Genomic DNA, 844 nt, shown 5'->3' on the forward strand with positions numbered 1-844 from the left:
GTAGAACCGGTAACTGGGGCTAAGTCGTAACAAGGTAGCCGTACCGGAAGGTGCGGCTGGAACACCTCCTTTCTGGATTCAGATTTTTTATTTACTGTCTTACCTGCTACTTCAATTTATTTCATTTTGGGGGCCTGTAGCTCAGGTGGTTAGAGCGCTACACTGATAATGTAGAGGTCCGTGGTTCGAGTCCACGCAGGCCCACATTTTAAAATTGTTTGATTTGTTGGCGTTTCAATCCTTTGACATATAAGCAGGTTTATTTAATGGATAAAATTTTTTAAATCAGCATGATCAACGGTGCAAGCCTTCGATAAAAGAAACCCAGGGGGATTAGCTCAGCTGTCTATAGCATCCCGACTTATGTCGGGAGTGTCAACGGGGCAAACCTTCGATAAAAAAATACCAGGGGGATTAGCTCAGCTGGCTAGAGCACCTGCCTTGCACGCAGGGGGTCAACGGTTCGAATCCGTTATCCTCCACTGAAATGGACGAGTCCAGAAGGGACCTTCCAATCGTCGGCTCAGCTGGCTAGAGCATCCCGACGCAGTCGGGAGGGTCAACGGTTCGAATCCCTGCCTGACGGCAGGCAGGCGTTATCCTCCACAAAAAAGGATGAGTTCACAAGGAACGCAAATCCATTTTATTATTCTTAAGGTGAATAATCACTTGCTTGCATCCGTTCATTATTGGACGAGTGAGGAGCAAAAAGTTCATTGACATGTTGAGCGGAAAATGCAATGTAGTACAAGACAGCGATGTTTTGTACGACGAAAAGAACCCTGTGTGTTTGCAAAAGGGCACATGGGGAGTTCAAGTGAACAAGGGCGTACGGGGGATGCCT

The 844-nt window shown here is 47.0% G+C and carries 1 protein-coding gene, 3 tRNA genes and 1 rRNA gene; 4 read left to right on the forward strand and 1 reads right to left on the reverse strand.

The genetic code is table 11. From position 1 onward, the window contains the following. From G9Q97_RS24655 to G9Q97_RS24670, 4 genes are all read left to right on the forward strand, one after another. A 16S ribosomal RNA gene (locus G9Q97_RS24655) occupies positions 1 to 72 on the forward strand; the annotation flags it as partial. A gap of 58 nt (positions 73 to 130) precedes the next feature. Further along, positions 131 to 204: transfer RNA gene (locus tag G9Q97_RS24660), tRNA-Ile, on the forward strand. A gap of 204 nt (positions 205 to 408) precedes the next feature. Beyond that, positions 409 to 482, forward strand: a tRNA-Ala gene (locus G9Q97_RS24665). A gap of 34 nt (positions 483 to 516) precedes the next feature. Beyond that, positions 517 to 586 (forward strand) — tRNA-Cys (locus G9Q97_RS24670). 66 nt (positions 587 to 652) lie between these two features. On the opposite strand, the gene G9Q97_RS24915 is transcribed toward G9Q97_RS24670, so the two are convergent. Then, on the reverse strand, positions 653 to 844 hold a 192-nt coding region (locus G9Q97_RS24915; RefSeq protein ID WP_222852081.1), incomplete at its 5' end, for a hypothetical protein.

The organism is Cyclobacterium plantarum (assembly GCF_011290685.1).
Classification (GTDB): Bacteria; Bacteroidota; Bacteroidia; order Cytophagales; family Cyclobacteriaceae; genus Cyclobacterium; species Cyclobacterium plantarum.